Origin of the sequence: Ideonella oryzae (assembly GCF_024055665.1) — a bacterium.
GTDB classification, from domain to species: domain Bacteria; phylum Pseudomonadota; class Gammaproteobacteria; order Burkholderiales; family Burkholderiaceae_C; genus Ideonella; species Ideonella oryzae.
Window position 1 is genome coordinate 1 of sequence record NZ_JAMXMC010000004.1, and the last position, 20,722, is coordinate 20,722.

Genomic DNA, 20,722 nt, shown 5'->3' on the forward strand with positions numbered 1-20,722 from the left:
GTACGGGGTGACGAACTTGGGGGCGATCAGGCGCACCGTGTGGCCCAGGGCCATGAACTGACGGGCCCAATGGTGGGCACCGGAGCAGGCTTCCATGCCGATCACGCAGGGCGGCAGGGCCGAGACCAGGGCCAGCAGCTTGTCGCGCGGCACCGCCGGTCGTACCAGTTCAGCACGTCCGGCCTCGTTGATGCCGTGCACGGCAAAGACGTTCTTGGCGAGGTCGATTCCAACGCATACGATGGCCATGGGCTTCCCCTTCGGAGTGAATGGATGAGATTCGCAACCCCATCGTGGCACTCGTTGCCGTTTGCCGCTTCGCGGCTCGCTCGGGACGGGGAAGTCCCTTTCATTCGTTAGACCGCATGGACAGCATTGCGTCACCGCAGGCACTAGTTCTTTCGTTGGTCCGAGCCCTTTGGGGAGAGGTCCATCCAGAGTTGCGCCAAGCCTCTATCGAGGCTGATGAAGATGCGCATGTAGTTCGCATTCGTTTCGAGTACGACGGAGCAGCAAACGGCCCCGCCCAAGAGAGTTGCTCACACGCGGCGACAGAGGTAATTGCTGACTTTCCTGCACCTTGGGACTTGGATGAGCAGCATGTAGCTACGCCTGCTCTTGGCAAGCTTTCTTCTCTTAGGCATGTTGTTTACCGTCGCTGGGAGCCTGACAATGCGGTCTAACAATTCATTCAAGCCGATGCAGCTTCGCGGCACGGCTTAATTCAGGCGTTGAGGCTGTAGCAAAACCCTGTTTTGCAGCCTCGAACCGACACGGCGTCCCAGGTGGGCGCCGTTTTGCTTTCTGCCCTGCGTTGAGTTGGCTGGTTGGCTTTGCGCTTCGGCGATGCCCTCTGGCCCGCCCGGTGGCCTCCAACGGGGTGCCCCTGGCCCGTGGTCCCCTGCCTTCACCTCATCCCATACCCGGCCTTGGCCAGTTTCTCGATGTTGTGCACCAGGCAGAAGAGCTTGAACTGCCCATCGACCTTCTTCTGCCCGCGCAGGGTGAAGCGACGCAGGCCCTTGTTGTGGCGCAGGTTGGCGAAGATGGGCTCCACGGTGGCCATGCGCCGGTCGTACAGGGCCCGGCCCTCGTGGCTGTCGATGAGCGCGCGCATGCGCTGGGTGTGCGGGTGGCCCTGCCCGGTGTTGGCCTGGTGGAAGGCCACCTGGCGTGCAGGCGTGGTCTCGGGTTTCCTCAGGCATTGGGCCTTGAGCGCGCAGGGCCCGCACTGGCTGGGCTGGAAGCGGTAGCGCCGTGAGACATAGCCGCGCTGCTGGGCCTCATGGCCGCCTTGCACGGTGTGGCCGCCCGGACAAGTGCAGCGGTCGCTGGCCGGGTCGTGCTGGAAGTCCTCGGGGCCGAAGCGCTTGGGCTGGTCGGGTTGGGCCGTCTTGTCGTGCAGCGGATCGGGCTGCTGGCGGTGCTTGGCCTGGTCGGCCAGGCGGGGGTCACGCTGGCGGCGCTGGTTGTCGGCGATGACGGCGGCCACGCCCAGCTCGGCCAGGGCCTGCAGATTGGCCTCCGAGTGGTAGCCCGCGTCAGCGGTGATGACCGTGTGCGCTGCCATGTGGGGCCGCGCGGCCTGCACGGCCGGCAGCAGCAGGGCCTGCTCCGAGCCCGTGCCATGGGCCTGGGCATCGACGATGACCTGGTGGGCCGCATCCACCGTGGCCACGCCGCAGTAGCCCTGGATGACGCCCTTGTCGGTGGCCATCTTGGCCGAGTCGTTGTCGGTGACGTTGCTCTTGCGGATGGCCCCGCGGCTGCCGGGCTTGTCCTGGGGGTGCTCGGCCAGGAAGCGGGCGATGCGCTGGGCCTCGTGGCGCAGGCGCTCGACCTGGCGTTGTTCGCGGGCCGCCAGCGTGGGCTCGGGCGCCAGAGGCTCACCATCGCAGGCCTGGTGGCGGTGCAGCATGGTGATGGCGGCGTCCAGCATCTTGCCGGCGCGCTGGGCCAGTTCGACGCGGCTGCCGCTGTGGCGCTTGCTGGCGTTGCCCGGCAGCTTCACGCCGTCGATGGCGAACATCTCGCGGCCGATCAGGCCCTGGGCGTCGCAGATCAAGAGCACCTGCTGGAACACCGCGGCGATGGGCTCGGCCAGGCGCGAGACGAAGCGGGCCACGGTGGTGAAGTGCGGGGCGTCCTGCCCGCACAGGGCGATGAAGGTGACGTGGCGCTCGCAGGCCGAAGCGATGGCGCGGCTGGAGACCAGGCCGCGCGAATAGCCCAGCAGCACCACCTTGAGCAGCACCGCCGGCGAGACCGCCGGCGCCCCCACCTCGTCGTTGCGGTAGTGGGCATCGAAGCCGTCCAGCGGCACCGCGCCGGAATCGATCAGGTGGTTCAGGGCGAATTCAAAGGTGCCCGGCAACAACTGCTCGGACAGCACCACCGGCAGGAAGCAGGGTTGGTTGGAAACGGGGCGGTAGCGGGCCATGGGCATCCCCAGCACAAGGCGACACATTCACCTTGCAAGCCCCATGCCGCAACGATAGGCTGGGGCCATTACCCCACATCCGAGCCAAGAGCCAACACGGACTGCCCATGCCTGAGATCAACATGATGCTCGACCACACCGAAGCCGCGATGGGCCGGGTTTTGCTACAGCTTCGTTAGACCGCCTAGGCACGCCGCAGTGCACACAACCAGTTCAAGTCAAACCGTCCAGTTTCTTCAATAGAAAATCGCCGCAATGAAGCTCAAGATCTGCGTCAACAAGGTCAAGTCCATAAACCATTTGGAAATGGAGTTCCCAGTCGACAAGGGACTGTATGCAATCACGGGGCAAAATGGGTCCGGAAAGAGTACTTTAGTGACTTGCGCGTCAAGCGTGTTCTTCAGTATGCGAATGAAGGACTACTTCGGCACCACCGAGCCTGATGCATACATCACGTCGGAGTTTGCAGGGGCTACACGGTCTTGGCGTAAAAACCTCAATGGGAACTGGGCGCAAGACGCAAACGGGGTCATGGACTTGAAGGGGTTCTACGAAGGCAGCTTGATTTTTGGAAATCGTTTCAAAAACACGAGCTACGAGGTTCTCAGGCAGCTTGATCGCATTGACGGCGCAAGACTCAGCGTTGCAGACGATTTCATTCGAAATAATCTTGGCGGCATCCTACACAACAACCCCGAATTCTATGAAAAGCTGCTGCGGGTAAACAGTAAGGAAGCCGGACCCGACTTCACATTTCGCGGGGAAATATTCTACTACGAAAAGGGCGGGCGCAGAGTAAGTCAGTTCCATATGTCTACGGGTGAGAACCTCCTCGTTAGTGTTCTCCACTCACTGCACCTTAGGAACATGGATCGAGCGAGCTTGAACAAGCCCTGCATCATGTTCCTCGATGAAATCGAACTCGCGCTCCACCCCTCATCGCTCAAGCGACTGGTTGGTTTTCTTAAAGAGATGGCAAACGAGTTCAATTACGCAATTTACTTCTCAACTCACTCCATCGAACTAATCGGCTCCATCCAGCCGCAGAACATCTTCTTTCTTGAAAGGCACTCAGATGGTTCGCTTGAGGTCCTAAACCCGTGCTATCCCGCGTACGCCACTCGCATACTTTACGATCACTCAGGGTACGACCACGTATTCCTGGTTGAGGATGACCTTGCCAAGGAAGTCATTAACCGCCTTCTTCGGCGCCATTCTCTCTTGTCTAGCAAGTTGGTGCATATTCTGCCGTGCGGCGGATACACAAACGTTATCGAACTTGCTCGCGAGGTCGTTAATAGCAATCTCGTAGGCCGAATCGCCACGGTGTCTGTAATTCTCGACGGAGATGTTCAGAGAGAGGCAGAGGCGTATATGCTAAAGCACTCGATAAAGAACAACATCCCTCTTTCCTTTCTTCCAATCGAGAGTCTCGAAAAGTACTTGAAGGCTAAGTTGTTCGACAACGTAGACCACAAACTTTTACGGAAGCTAAACGACTTTCTCTTTCATCAGGTCAGCTTAACCGAGCTGATCGAGACCTACAGATCCAGCGGCGGATCCGCCAAAGATACCGGCGGTAAACGCCTTTACAAAATAATCGAGGAGGAACTCCAGCGGCGCAAGAAGTCAAGAGCCGACCTTGTCGAGATGATCGTCGACCACTTGGTGGAATTTGAAATCGAGGAAATGAACAGGATTGCGGCTTACCTTAAAGGGCGACTGTCGTAGCCCTTTACTTCCCGAATCAAAGGAACGCTCACGCCCCTTGGCCCCAATGCGGCCTAACACCTTGGTGAACCGGACACGCCACGGCATGCCGTCGCCCGGCTCCATTTCATTCTGGGCAGGCGCCGTCACGCCGCAGCGTGCCGGTTACCGCGAACGTTAAACGTCATCATGGATACCGCATCTCTCTGCCAAGCATTTCTCGAGCGAGCGCATATTCCGGGCGTCAAGTTTTGGCACAACGACTATGTCCGCGTCATATCAGGCTTGCACTGTGGAGCAGCAGGCTCGCTTGTGACCGTACTATCCCTTCAGCCAGAACCGCGCTTCATAGTGGAGCTTGAGTCAGGCTTCGACGTCGAGGTTCTTCAGTCGGAGATCCAGCGTGAAGATGGCTAATTTCCCAAAAGCTACGCCTTTGTCCATCGGCTGAGCTTGGAAGTTGAACGGCCCCTTCCGGCATCTCGTCACACTCATCCGAATTTCCGCTCACGGTCGAAAGCGACCGCTCGTTCGCCGTTCACGGCAAACGCAGGTCGGTCCTTCACGCTCTTGCAGACCCCTGGATGATTCATCCGGGAAGGCGTCCCAGGGCAGCGCCATTCGCCACCCCAAAGCAAAAAGCCCCCAGTTCCACCGGAACTGAGGGCTTGCTTGTTTGGTAGGCGCGATTGGATTCGAACCAACGACCCCCACCATGTCAAGGTGGTGCTCTAACCAACTGAGCTACGCGCCTGCTGAGCCTCGCAGTATAGACCGCTTTTCAGGAACTGTGCAAGCTTCTGCTGAAAATTTCCCGTGATCAGCGTCGGCGCACCTGGCGCACGCCGGCCACCTGCCCCACCTGCACCAGCACCTGCTGCAGGCGCGATGCGTCCGCCACCTCGATGGTGAAGGTCATGCGGGCGGTGCGGCCGTGCATGTCGGTCACCGTCTGGCTGTGCACGCCCACCACCTGCATGCGTTCCTTGGCGAACACTTCGGAGATGTCCCGCAGCAGCGCGGTGCGGTCGGCGGCTTCGATCTGCACGTCCACCGGGTAGGCAGCCTCGCCGGCCTTGGCGGCCGCGCCCCAGGTGACGGCAATCACCCGCTCGGGCATGCGGTCAGCCATGTGGCGGAAGTTGGAACAGTCCTGCCGGTGCACGGCCACGCCCTTGCCGCGGGTGACGAAGCCGCCGATGGCATCGGGCGGCGCCGGGCGGCAGCAGCGGGCCAGGTTGGTCAGCAGGCTGTCCACGCCCACCACCAGCACGCCGCCGCGCGCGGTGGGTGCGTCACTGGCGGTGCGCTTGAGCAGCGGGTTGTCGTCTTCGGACGGTGCGGGCGGCGGGCGCAGCAGCTGCTCGATGTTGCGCAGCGAGTATTCGTCCTTGCCGACCAGCTCAAAGAGGTCGTCGGCTTCCTTGAAGCCCAGCTGGCTGGCCAGCTCGCTGAGCTTGAGGGCCGTCTTTCCCTCGCGCTGCAGCAGCTTTTCCACCGCCTCGCGGCCGCGGGCGATGGTGTCGGCCTGGGCCCGGGCGTTGAACCAGGCGCGCACCTTGGCACGGGCCCGCGGGCTCTTGAGGAAACCGGCCTCGGGGTTGAGCCAGTCCAGCGAGGGGCCGCCTTCCTTGACCGCGGTGATCTCCACCGTCTGGCCGTTGGCCAGCGGGGTGGTCAGCGGCACCATGGCCCCGTCCACCTTGGCGCCGCGGCAGCGGTGGCCCAGGTCGGTGTGCAGGGCGTAGGCAAAGTCCACCGGCGTGGCACCGGCGGTCAGCTCCACCAGCGCGGCCTGCGGGGTGAAGACGTAGACGCGGTCGTCGAAGCGGCCCTGCACCTGGCCGGCGCCCTGCCCGGAAAAGTCACGTTCCCAGGCCAGCAGCTGGCGCAGCACGGCCTTGCGGGCCTCGGCCACGCGCTGCTCGAACTCGCCCGCGGCGCTGACGCCACCGTAGCCCTTGGTGCCCGCTTCCTTGTAGGCCCAGTGCGCAGCCACGCCGTACTCGGCATGCTCGTGCATCTCCTGGGTGCGGATCTGCACCTCCAGCGGCCGGCCCTCGTCGTCCAGCACCACGGTGTGCAGGGAACGGTAGCCGTTGGGCTTGGGCTTGGCGATGTAGTCGTCGTATTCGGCGGCCACCGCGCGGTAGCGCTCGTGCACGCGGCTGAGCGCGGCGTAGCAGGCCGGGATGTCGGCCACCACCACGCGCAGCGCGCGCACGTCCATCACCTTCTCAAAGGGCAGATGCTTGCCCTGCATCTTCTTCCAGATGCTGTAGATGTGCTTGGGCCGGCCATAGACCACGGCCGGGATGCCGTGGGACTGCAGGTCGCTGCCCATCTGCAGGCGGGCCGCTTCCACGCTGGCCTCGCGCTCCACGCGCTTCTCGGCCAGCAGCTTGGCGATGCGGCGGTATTCGTCGCCCTGCAGGAAGCGGAAGGACAGGTCCTCCAGCTCCCACTTGATCTGCCAGATGCCCAGGCGGTTGGCCAGCGGCGCGAACACGGCCTTGGCCTCTTCGGCCAGGGCCACCGGGCAGTCGCGCTTGCTGGCGGCGAACCAGCGCAGCGTCTGCAGGCGCGAGGCCAGGCGCAGCAGCACCACCCGCAGGTCCTTGGAGAAGGCCAGCAGCATCTTGCGCACGCGCTCGGTCTGCTCGGCGCGCTGGGCATCGCCCAGCTGGGCTTCGCGCGCGGCACGCTGGATCTGCACCAGCTTGCGGGTGAGCACCACCAGGCTGGCGTAGGACGGCCCGAAGGCCTTCTCGACCACGTCCTCGGGGCGCTGCAGGAAATCGGCCGCATAGACCAGGAAGGCCGCGGCCTGCAGCGACGGCCCGCCGCCGATGCTGGCGAGGATGGCGGCCACGCCCTGCGCGTGGGCATAGGCGTCCTCGCCGCTGTCCATCACGCGGCCGGCCAGCAGCGGCTCGGCAAAGGCCATTGCGCGGTTGAGCGCGGCCAGCGCCTCTTCGGTGGCGGGATGGTCCGCGCGTTGTGGCGCCACCCGCTCATCGGGCTCGGAGGCCAGCGAGACGATCGGTGCCGTGCTGCTCAGGGTCTCGGCAGAACTCTTCATGGGGACAACAGGAAATCGCGCACGACGGCCACCTGGTCGGGCGCCACCAGCGTGGGGGCATGGCCCACGCCGGCGAATTCGTGCAGGCGGGCCCGCGGGCCGCGCTGGGTCATGGCCTGGGCGGTGGCAGGCGACAGCAGATCGGACTCCGCGCCGCGCAGCAGCAGCGTGGGGCAGGCAATGCGGTCGTAGCTGGCCCACAGGGCCGCCTCGCCCGCGGCCGCCAGTTCGGGCGTGATGGCCGCGAAGGCCTGGCGGATGGCCGGGTCGTAATGGGGTTTGAAGCCGGTGCCGTCCGGGGTGATCTGGTGCTCGGTCAGCGCCAGCCATTGCGCGCGGGTGTGGGGGCCGAAGCTCTGCGAAATGGCCCACAGCGCGTCGGCCGCCTCGTCCAGCGTGGCCCAGTGGGCCGGCTGCCCCAGGTACTGGCCGATGCGCTGCAGCGAGACCGGCTCGATGGCCGGGCCGACATCGTTGAGCACCAGGCGGCTCACCGGCGAGCGCGCCAGGCTGGCCACGCCCAGGCCGATCAGCCCGCCCATCGAGGTGCCCACCCAGTGCACCTCTTGCGCATCCAGCCGGGCCAGCAGCGTCACCATGTCGGCCACGTAGTAGGGAATGGCGTAGCCCATCGGGTCGGCCAGCCAGTCAGATTCACCGCGGCCCACCACATCGGGGCAGACCACGCGGTAGTCATTGGCCAGGGCCTGGGCCAGCACGTCGAAGTCCCGCCCCTGGCGGGTCAGGCCGTGCACGCAGACCAGCACCTTCGGATTGGCCGCGTCACCCCACTCGTGGTAAGCCATGCGGTGCAGGCCGCGGCTGTCCAGGCATTGCACAAAACGCAGGCGAGGCTCGGGGCTGGAAAAGTCGTTCATGATGCTGTCGCTTGCGGCATGGGCATGTCGTGGGCCAGATAATCCACTGTAGCAACCAAACCGCGCTTTCACCTCAAGGAGACTTGCATATGCTCAAAGGAAAAACGGCCTTGGTCACGGGTTCCACCAGCGGCATCGGCCTGGGCATTGCCAAGGCCCTGGCCGCCCAGGGTGCGAGCGTGATGCTCAACGGCTTCGGCGAGGTGGATGCTGCCAAGGCCGAGGTGGCCGCCCTCGGGGTGCGCGTGGGCTACCACGGGGCCGACATGAGCCAACCCGGCGAGATCGCCGAGATGATCTCGGCCTGCCAGGCCGAGTTCGGCGCGCTGGACATCCTGGTCAACAACGCCGGCATCCAATACGTGGCGCCGGTGGACGAATTCCCGGTCGAGCGCTGGGACGCGATCATCGCGATCAACCTGTCCTCGGCCTTCCACACCTCCCGCCTGGCCCTGCCGGGCATGAAGGCCCGCGGCTGGGGCCGCATCATCAACGTGGCCTCGGTGCACGGCCTGGTGGCCTCGGCCAACAAGTCGGCCTATGTGGCGGCCAAGCACGGCATCATCGGCCTGACCAAGACCACCGCGCTGGAAACCGCCACCACCGGCGTGACCGCCAACGCCATCTGCCCGGGCTGGGTGCTGACCCCGCTGGTGCAGAAGCAGGTGGATGCCCGCGCAGCGGCCGAAGGCGTCTCCAACGAGGAAGCCAAGCGCCGTCTGCTGGCCGAGAAGGAGCCCTCGCTGCAGTTCACCACGCCCGAGGAGCTGGGCGCGATGGCGGTGTTCATGTGCTCGCCCGCCGCCAACAACCTGCGCGGCGCCGCCATCAACATGGACGGCGGCTGGGTGGCGCAATAAGCGCCACCCGTATCCGGCTCACTTGAGCTGGATGCTGCCTGAGACCGTGGCGGTGACGCTGCCCTTGCCGGCTTCCACCGGCAGAGACTCGCCGTCGCCCACCTTGGCGGCGGCCATGGCCACCTGGAAGCGCGGCACGGGCGAAGGTGCGCCGCCGTCGGTGTTCACCGACACCTCGCGCAGCGTGTAGCCGCCAAAGCCGAACTGGTGGGCATAGTCGCCCGCCTCGGCCCGGAAGCGGGCGATGGCCTGGGCGGTGGCTTCGGTCTGCAGCTTCTCGCGCGCTTCCCGCGAGAGGCTGTAGCCCACGCGGGAAATGGTCAGGCTGCCGATCTGGCCGGAGAGCTGGGCGATGGCCGGCATGTCCCGGCCCTCGATGACCAGCTCGGTCGAACCCTGCCAGCCGGTGATGCCGCCCTTGCTGCCGTAGCGCGGGAAGACCGAGAAGGCCCCGCTGCGCAGCTCCACCTGGCCGGGCCGGGCCTGGCGCCGGGCCTGGGCCATGGCGCTCTCCACCGCCTGCTTGAGCTGCTGCTGCACCTGGGTGGCATCGCCGCCCTCCCGGGTGACGGACAGCACCAGTGTCATCCAGTCCTGGGGCGCCTCCACGGTGGCCTGGGCGCTGAGGTTCAGCACCCCCTCGGGCGCAGCCGCGGGCGCTTGGGCCCGGGCAACGGCCGCCGCAACGGTCAGCATGGACAGGCCGGCCAGACGGCAGCCGGAGCGAAGAAGGTGCAGATGTGTCGTCTTCATGGGTCCATTAACGCATGAGGCGGGATGGGTGGACGACCCGATGGCGCCGGGGTGTGAGAGAGCAGGAACATTTGTAACAGACAGTCAGGACCGGCCAGAAACCCAAAATCCGCCCCGCACAATCCGCCTCTGTTACAAATTGGGGTCTGACCATGAATGCCACCGCCTCCCCCCGCCAGGACCGCATCGTCGTCGTCGATGACGACGCCCGCATCCGCGACCTGCTGCGCCGCTACCTGACCCAGGAGGGTTTCGATGTGCTGCTGGCCGAGGACGCCAAGGCCCTGGCCCGGCTGCAGACCCGCGAGACCATCGACCTCATCGTGCTGGACCTGATGCTGCCGGGCGAAGACGGCCTGTCCATCTGCCGCCGCCTGCGCGCGGCCGGTGACCGCACCCCCATCATCATGCTGACCGCCAAGGTCGAAGATGTGGACCGCATCGTCGGCCTGGAAGTGGGCGCCGACGACTACCTGCCCAAGCCTTTCAACCCGCGCGAACTGCTGGCGCGCATCCACGCCGTGCTGCGCCGCCGGCCAACGCAAGAGGCCCCGGGCGCCCCGGCCAAGGAGCCGCAGACCGTCACCTTCGGCCCCTTCGAATTCGACCTCTCGCTGCGCCGCCTGACCAAGGACGGCGAGCAGATCACCCTGACCACCGGCGAGTTCTCGATGCTCAAGGCCCTGGTGCGCCACCCGCGCCAGCCGCTGTCGCGCGACAAGCTGGCCCAACTGGCCCGCGGCCGCGAGTTCGAGCCCTTCGACCGCAGCCTGGACGTGCAGATCTCCCGCCTGCGCAAGATGCTGGAACCCGATCCGTCCAATCCGCGCTACATCCAGACCGTCTGGGGCGTGGGCTATGTGTTCATTCCCGGCGACACTGCCTGAATCCCTGACCCCATTGCCTGCGCCAGGCTGCGCGCCCCGCCGTCGTGTCCCTCAAACGCCCCGCCCTGTCGCTGAACCTGTTCTGGCGCACCTTCGTGCTGCTGGCCCTGCTGTTGACCGGCGGCGTGGCCGCCTGGGTGCAGACGCTGCGCCAGCTGGAGTTCGAGCCCCGCGTGACCCAGGCCGCGCAGCAGCTGGCCAGCCTGGTCAACCTCTCACGCGCAGCGCTGCAGTACTCCGACGGCATCAACCGCATCGCGGTCATCAAGACCATGAGCGAGCGCGAGGCGGTGCGCATCCTGCCGCGCAGCAAGGACGACCGCTGGGAGCCGCTGGAGACCGACCGCTTCACCCGCCAGGTGGGCGCCGAGCTCAAGGCCCTGCTGGGTGACGAAACCCTGCTGGCCCGATCGGTCAACGACGAGCCCGCCCTCTGGATCGGCTTCACGATCGAGCAGGACCCGTACTGGCTGCAGGCCGACTACGCCCGGGTCGAACCGCTGACCCCGCGCACCTGGATCGTCTGGGTCTCGATCGCCCTGTTCTTCTCGGTGCTGGGCGCGGCAGTCATCGCCAGCCTGATCAACAAGCCGCTGAAGAACCTGTCCTTCGCGGCCAGCCGCATCCGCGAGGGCGAATACGACTCGCGCCTGGACGAGAGCAACATCACCACCGAGATCCGGGCGGTCAACATCGGCTTCAACCGCATGGCCCGCGAACTGGCCAAGGTCGAAGAAGAGCGCGCGGTGATGCTGGCCGGCATCTCGCACGATCTGCGCACGCCGCTGGCCCGCCTGCGGCTGGAGGCCGAGATCAGCGTGGCCGACGAGGAGGCGCGCAAAGCGATGGCCCTGGACATCGACCAGCTCGACGCCATCATCGACAAGTTCATGGACTACGCCCGGCCGGACGACACCAAGACCAAGCCGGTGGACCTGGGCATGGTGATCGAACGCGAGGCCGCCGCCTTCCGCGACAAGTCGCAGATCCGCTTCTCGCTGCGCATGCCGCCGGGCATCAAGGTGCATGGCGACGACGTGGAACTGGGCCGCGTGTTCGCCAACCTGTTCGAGAACGCCCGCCGCTACGGCCGCACCGTGGAAACCGGCGTAGCCAAGGTCAAGGTTAGCCACGTCATCACCGGCGACACGGTCATCGTCACCGTGCGCGACTACGGCCAGGGCGTGCCGCCCGAGAAGCTCGACCAGCTGACCACCCCCTTCTTCCGCGGCGACGCCGCTCGCACCGCGGCCACCGGCGCGGGCCTGGGCCTGGCCATCGTCAAGAAGGCACTGCAGCGCATCGGCGCCTCGTTGGAACTGGTGAACGCCCGCGATGGCGGCCTGATGGCCCACATCCGGCTGCGCCGCGCCAACTGAGCCGCTCCCACCGAGCCCGCCGCCAGCCCGGCGGAAATCCGCCACGGCCCTTGGGGCATGGCGGCTCACCGCCACCGGGTACACCCGGAGAACCCAGCGCCTTTCGGGCTTTCGGGGCCTGCGCACCCTCCTCTCTTCAGGGTGATCCCTGAGGTTTCTCCCGCTCCGCAGACTGGCACAGCGCATGCAACATGGGTCGCCATGGCCACGGCCATTTTTCCCAAACAACAACGGAGACAAAGCATGCGGAAGCTGCACGCCCTGATCGCTGGCGCGGTCTGCGCCTTCTCGATGGCCACCGCCTCGGCCCAGGCCCAGTTCATCAACGTCCTGACCGGCGGCACCAGCGGGGTCTACTACCCGATGGGCGTGGCCCTGTCCCAGCTCTACGGCAAGGCCATGCCCAATGCCAAGGTCACGGTGCAGGCCACCAAGGCCTCGGCCGAGAACCTGAACCTGCTGGAGGCCGGCCGCGGCGAGATCGGCTTCACGCTGGGCGATTCGCTGTCCGACGCTTGGCAGGGCAATGCCGAGGCCGGCTTCAAGGCCCCGCTGAAGAAGCTGCGCACCGTCGCCGGCATCTACTCCAACTACATCCAGATCGTGGCCAGCGCCGATTCCGGCATCCGCACCCTGGCCGACCTCAAGGGCAAGCGCGTCTCCGTCGGCGCCCCCAAGTCCGGCACCGAGCTGAACGCCCGCGCCATCCTGCGGGCCGCCGGCCTGAGCTACCAGAGCCTGGGCAAGGTGGAATACCTGCCCTTCGGCGAATCGGTGGAGCTGATGAAGAACCGCCAGCTCGACGCCACGCTGCAATCCGCCGGCCTGGGCGTGTCGGCCCTGCGGGATCTGTCCACCTCGATGAAGATCATCGTCGTACCCATCCCGGCCGACGTGATCGCCAAGGTGGGTGACGCGGCCTACCAGCCCGCCACCATCCCGGCCAACACCTACGACGGCCAGACCGCTGATGTGCCCACCGCGGCCATCCAGAACTTCCTGGTGACGCATGCCGGCGTGCCCGACGAGACGGTCTACCAGATGACCAAGGCCATGTTCACCAACCTGCCGGCCCTGGTGGCCGCGCACTCGGCGGCCAAGGGCATCAACCCGCAGAACGCGGCCAGCTCCTCGCCCATCCCGCTGCACCCCGGCGCGATCAAGTACTACAAGGAAGCCGGCCTGATGAAGTGAGCGTGAAGTGAGCGAGCCGCGCGCCCGCTCCTGCCCCGCCCTTCCCCTCGCCTGACTGCCCCCGCGCCCCGGCCCGTGCCGGGGCGCCCCTCTGCCCCGCGCGCAGGAGTTCCCGCATGTCTTCTTCCGTCCCGGCCAGCGCCCCCGCGCAGGCCGACGATCTGCTGCAGAACCTCGACCACCCCTCGGACGACCACGGCCACACCCGCCGCCTGGCCGGCTGGGCCGCCTGGCTGGTCGTGGTCTCGGCCCTGTCCTTCTCCGTCTTCCAGCTGGTGGTGGCGGCTTTCTCGCCCCTGTCCAGCCTGCCCACGCGCTCCATCCACGTGGGCTTCCTGATGCTGCTGGCCTTCCTGCTCTACCCGGCCCGCAGCAAGAGCGCCCGCGACCGCCTGCCCTGGCTGGACCTGGTGCTGGCCCTGGGTTGCTTCGTGCTGGGCCTGTACCACTGGAAGTTCGAGGCCGATCTGGTGATGCGCTCGGGCGACCCCAGCACCACCGACATGGTGGTGGGCACCGCCTGCGTGGTGCTGCTGTTCGAAGCCGCCCGGCGCGTGCTGGGCCTGGCCCTGCCCATCGTCTGCGCTCTGTTCCTGGCCTACGGCGTGTTCGGCGAATACCTGCCCGGTGAACTGGCCCACCGGCCCTTCGGCATGGACCAGATCATCTCGCAGCTGCACCTGGGCACCGAAGGCATCTACGGCACGCCCACCCTGGTGTCGGCGACCTACATCTTCCTGTTCATCCTGTTCGGCGCCTTCCTGGAGCACGCCGGCATGATCCGGCTGTTCAACGAAATGGCGCTGGGCTTCGTCGGCCATGCCAAGGGCGGCCCGGCCAAGGTGGCGGTGGTGTCCTCGGGCTTCATGGGCACCATCTCCGGCTCGGGCGTGGCCAATGTGCTGACCGTGGGCCAGTTCACCATCCCGCTGATGAAGCGCTTCGGCTACGCGCCGCACTTCGCCGGCGCGGTGGAGGCCACGGCCTCGATGGGCGGCCAGATCATGCCGCCGGTCATGGGCGCGGTGGCCTTCATCATGGCCGAGACGCTCAACGTGCCCTACGCCGAGATCTGCAAGGCCGCGGTGGTGCCCGCCCTGCTCTACTACGTGACCACCTTCTGGATGGTGCACCTGGAAGCCGGCCGCGCCAACCTGCTGGGCCTGCCCAAGGACCAGTGCCCCAACCCCTGGCGGGCCATCCGCGAGCGCTGGTACCTGATGCTGCCGCTGGCCGCCCTGGTGGCCATGCTGTTCCACGGTTTCACGCCGATGTTCGCGGGCCTCACCGGCCTGGCGCTGACCGGCGTGCTGATCCTGGGCACCACGGTGGCCGCCCAGTTCGGCCAGCGGGCCATGCGGGTGGTGTTCTGGATCGGCCTGGGCATCGTGGCCTCCTTCTTCGCCAAGTTCGGCATCTGGGTCATCCTGGGCCTGATCGCCACGCTGGTGGCGGCCAACGCGGTGGCCCAGGGCGGCCGCAGCACCCTGGCCGCGCTGCGCGACAGCCTGATCGACGGTGCCAAGCAGGCGGTGCCGGTGGGCCTGGCCTGCGCCATCGTGGGCGTCATCATCGGCACGCTGACGTTGACCGGGGCGGCCACCAGCTTCGCCGGCTACATCCTGCAGGTGGGCGAGAAGAGCCTGTTCATGTCGCTGGTGCTGACGATGATCGTCTGCCTGATCCTGGGCATGGGCATCCCGACGATCCCGAACTACATCATCACCAGCTCGATCGCCGCACCGGCCCTGCTCAAGCTGGGCGTGCCGCTGATCGTCTCGCACATGTTCGTCTTCTACTTCGGCATCATGGCCGACCTGACGCCGCCGGTGGCCCTGGCCGCCTTCGCCGCGGCGTCGATCGCCCGCGCCTCGCCGATGAAGATCGGCATGAAGGCCACCCAGATCGCCGCAGCCGGCTTCGTCGTGCCCTACATGGCCGTCTACGACCCGGCGCTGATGCTGCAGCCTGGCGCCGATGGTGTGCTGCACTGGGGGGCCGCGGCCTACATGCTCTTCAAGTGCCTGGTGGCCATCGGCCTGTGGGGCGCGGCCGCCATCGGCTACCTGTCGCGCCCGCTGCATGTGCTGGAGCGGCTGTGGTGCGCCGCCGGGGCCTTGCTGCTGGTGGCCGCCGTGCCCTTCACCGACGAGCTGGGCTTTGCCGCCGGCGCGCTGATGCTGGGCTGGAACGCCTGGCAGCTCAAGCGCCAGCGGCCGGCCGGCGTGGCCAGCGGGGCCTGAGCACCGCGATGCCCCTGGCCCTGTGCCTGAGCCGCGCGGCCACCACGGTGGTCGTGGCGGCCAGCCATTTCAGCCTGAGCTGGACCCACTCGATCGAGAAGATCCGCTGGGAGGAGCAGTGGCAGGTCACGCCCGCCGGGCTGGTGGTGGTGGACGCCAGCATCCAGGGCTCGGGCGCCGGCATGGAGCCGCCGGACGACGCCGTGCTGCGCGACGGCGCCTGGCACTACCGGCCCCGGGTGCCACCCCAGCCCGAGGTGGTGCTCGCCGCCTCGGACTTCACCGCCGACCACACCCTGTGCGCCCAGGGCCGCTGCCAGCCGCTGCACCAGTGGGTGGCCGGTGAGGGCCCGGTGCGCCTGTCGCGCTGCGACGCGCCCTGAACGAAGCCCTCGGCGCATGATCCGGCGACCGGCCCTCTGGACTGCCATCGGCCTGGTGCTGCTGGGCGCGGCCATCGTGCTGGGCGCCTTCTCGGCGGCCTGGCGTCATGGCTGGCAGCAGCTGCACGACCAGGCCCAGCGGCGGCTGGACTTCCTGGCCGCGGACCTGACCACCACGCTGGAGAAGTACGAGAACCTGCCCATCGCACTGGCCAGCCATTCCGAGCTGACCGATCTGCTGCAGCACCCGGACGACGCCGCCCGGCGCGATGCGGTCAACCGCAGGCTGCAGGGCCTGGCCCAGGCCACCCATGTCTTCGCCATCTACCTGATCGCGCCCAGCGGCCTGACGCTGGCGGCCAGCAACTGGGCCACGCCCACCAGCTTCGTCGGCCAGAACTACGCCTTCCGGCCCTACTTCCGCGACGCCCTGGCCGGCGGGGCGGGCCGCTTCTACGCCATCGGCGCCACAACCAAGGAGCCCGGCTACTTCCTGGCCCAGCCGGTGCGGGACGCTGCCGGACGCCCCATGGGCGTGCTGGCGGTCAAGATCTCCTTCGACGACCTGGAGGCCAACTGGCAGCGCAGCGGTGAGCTGCTGATGCTGGCCGATGCGCGCGGCGTGGTCTTCCTCTCCAGCCGGCCTGAATGGCGCTTCCACACGCTGCGGCCGCTGGACACCCCCACCCAGGCCCTGCTGCAGGCCACCCAGCAGTACGGCGCCGGCCCGCTGGCGCCGCTGCCGCTGGACCGGCCCGACGAGGCCTTCGACGGCCGCGCCACCCGCCTGGCCACCCAGGCCGAAGGCAACGGCCGCGCGCCCCACTGGCTGCGGGTGGCTGCCCAGCGGCGCACCTTCGGCCCCATGGACTGGACCCTGCTGTCCTTCGCCGAGACCGACGGCCTGATGCAGGAGGCCCGCGCCCAGGCCCTGGCCGCCGGCCTGGCCTATGCGGTGCTGGTGGTGGGCCTGCTGTACGCCCGGCTGCGCCGCCGCCGCGACGAGGAGCTGGGCCGCGTGCGGCGCGACCTGGAGCGGGTCAACGCCGAACTGGAGGCCCGCATCGACGAGCGCACCGCCCACCTGCGCGGCGCCAACGAGGAACTGGCCCGCAAGATCGACGAACTGGCCCGCACCCAGCGCACGCTGCAGGCCGCGCAGGACGAACTGGTGCAGGCCGGCAAGCTGGCGGTGCTGGGCCAGATGGCCGCCAGCATCACGCATGAGATCAACCAGCCCCTGGCCGCCTTGCGCGCCCTGAACGACAACGCCGGCCTGCTGCTGGCACGCGGCGACCTGGCCGCGGTGCAGGCCAACATCGGCCACATCGGTGGCCTGACCCTGCGCATCGCCGAGATCGTCTCCCGGCTCAAGGGCTTTGCCCGCAAGGACGAGCTGCAGCCGGTGCCGGTGGCGGTGGCCCCGGCGGTGGCCGCGGCCTGCGCCCTGGTGGCGGCCGACGCCCGGCAGGCCGGCCAGCAGATCGACCTCGCCCCTGTCCCGCCCGGGCTGGCGGTGCTGGGGCAGACGGTGCGCATCGAGCAGGTGCTGGTCAACCTGCTGCGCAACGCGCTGGACGCCAACCGCGAGGGCGGTGGGCGACGGGTCCGGCTCGGCGCAGCCACCGTGGGCGATCAGGTGCAGCTGACCGTGCAGGACGAAGGCCCCGGCCTGAGCCCGGCGGCGCGGCAGCGCCTGTTCGAGCCCTTCTTCACCACCAAGCCCAGCGGCCAGGGCCTGGGGCTGGGCCTGGCCATCTCGGCCTCCATCGCCAATGCGCTGGGTGGCGGCATCGAGCTGCAGGCCCGCGCGGACGGCCACCCCGGCACGGTGGCCACCCTGAGCCTGCCGGTGGCGACGCTGGCGCCTGGGCCGGCAGCGGCCCTGCCCACCATCGGCTGAGCGATGATCGGTGCCTCACCCCTTTCATCGACCATGAGCGAATCCCTGCGCACCGTTGTCCTGATCGAGGACGACCCCAGCGTCCAGCTGGCCGCCGCCCAGACCCTGCAGATCGGCGGCTTCGAGGTGCTGGCCTGCGACAGCGCCGAACAGGCTCAGGCCCTGCTCAAGCCCGACTTCGCCGGCGTGGTGGTCTGCGACGTGCGCCTGCCCGGCAAGGACGGCCTGACCCTGCTGCGCGAGCTGCACCGCGCCGATCCCGACCTGCCCGTCACGCTGGTGACCGGCCATGGCGATGTGGCGATGGCGGTGGAGGCCATGCGCGAAGGGGCCTGGGACTTCCTCGAAAAGCCCTTCGCCTCCGAACGCCTGATCGACGTGACCCGGCGCGCCGCCCTGCAGCGCCAGCTGGTGCTGGAGAACCGCCGGCTGAAGGCCGCGCTCTCGGGCATGGGCCGGTTGATCGGCACCTCGCCGGCCATGGAACGCATCCGCACCCTGGTGGCCCACCTCGGGCCGGCCGGGGTGGACGTGCTGATCGAGGGCGAGACCGGCGCCGGCAAGGAGGTGGTGGCCCAGGCCCTGCACGAGGCGAGCGGCGCCAGCGGGCCCTTCGTCGCGATCAACTGCGGTGCCCTGCCGGAAACCGTGTTCGAGTCCGAGATCTTCGGTGCCGAGCCCGGCGCCTACACCGGCGCCACCAAGCGCCGCATCGGCAAGCTCGAACATGCACGCGACGGCACCGTCTTCCTCGACGAGATCGAGTCGATGCCGCTGGCCCTGCAGGTCAAGCTGCTGCGGGTGCTGCAGGAGCGCAGCTTCGAGCGCCTGGGCGGCAACGCCGTGTTGCCCTTGCAGGCCCGGGTCATCGCCGCCACCAAGGTGGACCTGCAGGCCCTGGCCGAGCGCGGCGGCTTCCGCGCCGACCTGTACTACCGGCTGAACGTGGCCACGCTGGCGCTGCCGCCGCTGCGCGAGCGGCGCGAGGACATCCCGCTGCTGCTGACCCACTTCGCCGAACTGGCCGGGCTGCGCTTCCGGCGCCCGGTGCCGCGCTGGAGCGCGGCGCAGATGGCCGCTTGGCAGGCGCGCGACTGGGCGGGCAATGTGCGCGAGCTGCGCCACCTGGCCGACCGCTGGGTGCTGGGGCTGGAGGACGCCACGACCGAGGCAGCGGGCCGTGATGCCCCCGAGGGCGCGCCTGGCGAGGGCACGGCCGCGGCGCCGCGAGCCGGCCTGGAGGCCCAGCTGGAGGCCTTCGAGCGCGGGCTGATCGAGGCCGCGCTGCGCGGCTCGCAGGGCAGCGTCAGCGCTGCCGCCGCCGCGCTGGACCTGCCGCGCAAGACCCTGTCCGACCGCATCCGCCGCCTGGGCCTGGACGCGGAGAGCTTCCGCCTCAGCTGAGCGCGGCCAGCAGGCAGACGGCGCGGGTCTCGATGGCCCGGCCCTCGCCCACCGGGCCCATCTTCTCGGCCGTCTTGGCCTTGACGTTGACCCGTGCGGGCTCGATGCCCAGGGCCTCGGCAATGCGCGCGACCATGGCCGGCACATGCGGCGCCATCTTGGGCGCCTGGGCGACGATGGTGCAGTCCACATTGACCACCTGCCAGCCGGCCGCGCGCACGCGGCGCATGGCCTCGGTGAGCAGGCGGTGCGAATCGGCGCCCTTGAACTCCACCGCGGTGTCCGGGAAGTGGCGGCCGATGTCGCCCAGCCCGGCCCCGCCCAGCACCGCGTCGGTGATGGCGTGCAGCAGGGCGTCAGCATCCGAGTGGCCCAGCAGGCCGTGGCTGTGCGCAATGGCGACGCCGCCCAGCACCAGCGGCCGGCCCACCACCAGGGCGTGGGTGTCCCAGCCCTCGCCGACCCGCAGCGCGGGCAAGTTCGTCGTGCTCATTCGGCCACCTCCATGCGTTGGGCGATGCGCCAAAGCACGCCGCTGGGGTCGGTCAGGGTCATGTCCACCAGGCCCCAGGGCCGCTGCTGCGGCGGCTCGGCGCGCACGCCGTGCTCGGCAAAGCTGCTCAGCACGCCCTCCTGCTCCAGGCGGGCCCAGAAGGTCTGCAGGTCGTCCAGCGTCAGGTGCATCATGAAGTTCGCCGCGTGGGCGGGCTCGAAGAAGTCCTGCAGCAGAAAGGCCGTCTGCCCCATGCGGTAGCCGGCCAGGTTGCCCTGGGCGAACTCGCGGCTGAAGCCCAGGGCCTCGTAGAAGCGCTGCGACAGCGCGAAGTCGCGCGCGGGCACGAAGGCCCGGGCCTCGGCGCCGCGGCGCGCGGTGCTCAAGAGGCGCTCGGCCAGCGCGAAGTCGCCCGGCCAGGTGACCTTGAAGTTCTCGTAGTCGCCGCGCACCAGCTTCGGGCTGTGGCCCAGGGCCTCGATGGCGCTGGCCTCGTCGGTCACCTGCTCGCCGGCAAAGGCCAGCGCGGGCGCCAGCAGGCCCAGGCGGAACATCTGTGGCGTCTGCGCCGCCCATTTGCCGTTGCGGTCCACGGTGGCGGCCACGCGACCCGCCTCTTCGGCCTTGAGCGTGTCGGCCACCGGCAGCGCCAGCAGGCCACCCACCTCGTCGTCCTGGCAGGCGTCGATCAGGCGGTCCACCCAGGCCGGGCGCAGCAGGCAGCGGGCGGCGTCGTGCACCAGCACCCAGTCCTGCGGCTGGGCGCCACGGGCGCGCAGTTCGTTCATGCCATTGGCCACGGTTTCGGCCCGGGTGGCGCCGCCGACCTTGGCCAGCCAGATGCGGCCCTCGGCGGCATCGGCCAAGCCTGGCAGGTCTTCCTCGAACTGGGTGTCGTCCTCGGCCAGCACCACCAGGATGCCGGCCAGGCGCTCCACGCGCGAGAGGGCGGCCAGGGTGTGGGCCACCAGCGGCTGGCCCGCCACCGGCTCGTATTGCTTGGGTTGGAAGCTGCCCGCGCGGCTGCCCGTGCCCGCACAGGGCACGATCGCGAAGCAGCGGGGCTCGGCCCCGACGGTGTAGGTGGTCATCGTCCGGATTCTAGAATTGCGG

General features: G+C 68.1%; 16 protein-coding genes, 1 tRNA gene and 1 pseudogene. 10 read left to right on the plus strand and 8 right to left on the minus strand.

The annotated features are described in order from the left end of the window. Positions 1–249, minus strand: a pseudogene (locus tag M0L44_RS06890) (IS110 family transposase); the annotation flags it as partial. A gap of 116 nt (positions 250–365) precedes the next feature. Between M0L44_RS06890 and M0L44_RS22285 the strand changes: the two are divergent. Then, the gene (locus M0L44_RS22285) at positions 366–683 is read left to right on the plus strand and encodes a MafI2 family immunity protein (RefSeq protein WP_494337295.1); all 318 of its coding nucleotides are present in this window, start codon (positions 366–368) and stop codon (positions 681–683) included. A 224-nt stretch (positions 684–907) separates the two neighbouring features. On the opposite strand, the gene M0L44_RS06895 is transcribed toward M0L44_RS22285, so the two are convergent. After that, positions 908–2,440 (minus strand): IS1182 family transposase, encoded by a 1,533-nt coding sequence (locus M0L44_RS06895; RefSeq protein WP_252768921.1) that lies wholly within the window; start codon positions 2,438–2,440, stop codon positions 908–910. Positions 2,441–2,695: 255 nt separating this feature from the next. On the opposite strand from M0L44_RS06895, the gene M0L44_RS06900 reads away from it, so the two are divergent. Further along, positions 2,696–4,171: an ATP-dependent nuclease gene (locus M0L44_RS06900; protein ID WP_252768922.1), complete on the plus strand. Its 1,476-nt coding sequence runs from the start codon at positions 2,696–2,698 to the stop codon at positions 4,169–4,171. Positions 4,172–4,827: 656 nt separating this feature from the next. Here the strand turns inward: M0L44_RS06900 and M0L44_RS06905 are convergent. The 3 genes from M0L44_RS06905 to M0L44_RS06915 form a co-directional block, all read right to left on the minus strand. After that, positions 4,828–4,904, minus strand: a tRNA-Val gene (locus M0L44_RS06905). 66 nt (positions 4,905–4,970) lie between these two features. Next, positions 4,971–7,232, minus strand: coding sequence for a RelA/SpoT family protein (locus M0L44_RS06910; protein WP_022982505.1), 2,262 nt, complete (start codon positions 7,230–7,232; stop codon positions 4,971–4,973). Next, entirely contained in the window at positions 7,229–8,110 is an 882-nt protein-coding gene (locus tag M0L44_RS06915) for an alpha/beta fold hydrolase (protein ID WP_252768923.1), read from the minus strand. The genes M0L44_RS06910 and M0L44_RS06915 overlap by 4 nt, the downstream gene beginning before the upstream one ends. Before the next feature lie 89 nt (positions 8,111–8,199). On the opposite strand from M0L44_RS06915, the gene M0L44_RS06920 reads away from it, so the two are divergent. Further along, positions 8,200–8,970: a 3-hydroxybutyrate dehydrogenase gene (locus tag M0L44_RS06920; protein ID WP_252768924.1), complete on the plus strand. Its 771-nt coding sequence runs from the start codon at positions 8,200–8,202 to the stop codon at positions 8,968–8,970. Between the two features lie 18 nt (positions 8,971–8,988). Here M0L44_RS06920 and M0L44_RS06925 read toward each other — a convergent pair whose 3' ends face one another. Beyond that, on the minus strand, positions 8,989–9,723 hold the full coding sequence (locus M0L44_RS06925; RefSeq protein ID WP_252768925.1) for an SIMPL domain-containing protein: 735 nt from the start codon (positions 9,721–9,723) through the stop codon (positions 8,989–8,991). 152 nt (positions 9,724–9,875) lie between these two features. Here M0L44_RS06925 and ompR point away from each other — a divergent pair, with 152 nt between their 5' ends. The 7 genes from ompR (at position 9,876) to M0L44_RS06960 (ending at position 19,116) form a co-directional block, all read left to right on the plus strand. Further along, entirely contained in the window at positions 9,876–10,610 is a 735-nt protein-coding gene (gene ompR / locus M0L44_RS06930) for an osmolarity response regulator transcription factor OmpR (RefSeq protein WP_252768926.1), read from the plus strand. Between the two features lie 44 nt (positions 10,611–10,654). Then, on the plus strand, positions 10,655–11,989 hold the full coding sequence (locus M0L44_RS06935) for a sensor histidine kinase (protein ID WP_252768927.1): 1,335 nt from the start codon (positions 10,655–10,657) through the stop codon (positions 11,987–11,989). Positions 11,990–12,232: 243 nt separating this feature from the next. Continuing rightward, positions 12,233–13,183 carry a TAXI family TRAP transporter solute-binding subunit gene (locus M0L44_RS06940; RefSeq protein WP_256490124.1) on the plus strand — a complete coding sequence of 317 codons (951 nt, stop codon included), beginning with the start codon at positions 12,233–12,235 and terminating at the stop codon, positions 13,181–13,183. Positions 13,184–13,299: 116 nt separating this feature from the next. Continuing rightward, on the plus strand, positions 13,300–15,426 hold the full coding sequence (locus M0L44_RS06945) for a TRAP transporter permease (protein WP_252768928.1): 2,127 nt from the start codon (positions 13,300–13,302) through the stop codon (positions 15,424–15,426). Between the two features lie 8 nt (positions 15,427–15,434). Further along, positions 15,435–15,809, plus strand: a complete 375-nt coding sequence (locus tag M0L44_RS06950) for a DUF1850 domain-containing protein (protein ID WP_252768929.1) — start codon at positions 15,435–15,437, stop codon at positions 15,807–15,809. A gap of 16 nt (positions 15,810–15,825) precedes the next feature. Next, entirely contained in the window at positions 15,826–17,712 is a 1,887-nt protein-coding gene (locus tag M0L44_RS06955; protein ID WP_252768930.1) for a sensor histidine kinase, read from the plus strand. Between the two features lie 33 nt (positions 17,713–17,745). Further along, positions 17,746–19,116 (plus strand): sigma-54-dependent transcriptional regulator, encoded by a 1,371-nt coding sequence (locus tag M0L44_RS06960; RefSeq protein ID WP_252768931.1) that lies wholly within the window; start codon positions 17,746–17,748, stop codon positions 19,114–19,116. Here the strand turns inward: M0L44_RS06960 and ispF are convergent. Next, entirely contained in the window at positions 19,109–19,609 is a 501-nt protein-coding gene (gene ispF, locus M0L44_RS06965; protein ID WP_252768932.1) for a 2-C-methyl-D-erythritol 2,4-cyclodiphosphate synthase, read from the minus strand. The genes M0L44_RS06960 and ispF overlap by 8 nt on opposite strands. Continuing rightward, on the minus strand, positions 19,606–20,700 hold the full coding sequence (gene ispD, locus M0L44_RS06970) for a 2-C-methyl-D-erythritol 4-phosphate cytidylyltransferase (RefSeq protein WP_435526393.1): 1,095 nt from the start codon (positions 20,698–20,700) through the stop codon (positions 19,606–19,608). Before ispD ends, ispF begins: the two co-directional genes overlap by 4 nt. Positions 20,701–20,722 lie beyond the last annotated feature (22 nt).